Raw genomic sequence first — 341 nt, forward strand, 5'->3', positions numbered from 1 at the left:
TGAATATCTCCGGTGAGCCGGAGGCGTATTTCCGTATGTCGCCGGAAGACTGGCTGCAGGCAGAAATGCAGGGTGAGATTGTGGCGCTGGTCCACAGCCACCCCGGTGGTCTGCCCTGGCTGAGTGAGGCCGACCGGCGGCTGCAGGTGCATAGTGATTTGCCGTGGTGGCTGGTCTGCCGGGGGACGATTCATAAGTTCCGCTGTGTGCCGCATCTCACCGGGCGGCGCTTTGAGCACGGTGTGACGGACTGTTACACACTGTTCCGGGATGCTTATCATCTGGCGGGGATTGAGATGCCGGACTTTCATCGTGAGGATGACTGGTGGCGTAACGGCCAG

Annotated in this window: 1 protein-coding gene; it reads left to right on the plus strand. The window is 60.7% G+C overall.

The window, feature by feature from the left end; genetic code table 11:
* Window positions 1-341, plus strand: a 341-nt coding sequence (locus MKD49_RS25835) for a C40 family peptidase (protein ID WP_252697722.1), incomplete at both ends; no start/stop codon positions are given.

Source organism: Herbaspirillum sp. WGmk3, from assembly GCF_023952535.1.
In the GTDB taxonomy this organism is placed as follows: Bacteria; Pseudomonadota; Gammaproteobacteria; order Burkholderiales; family Burkholderiaceae_D; genus Herbaspirillum; species Herbaspirillum huttiense.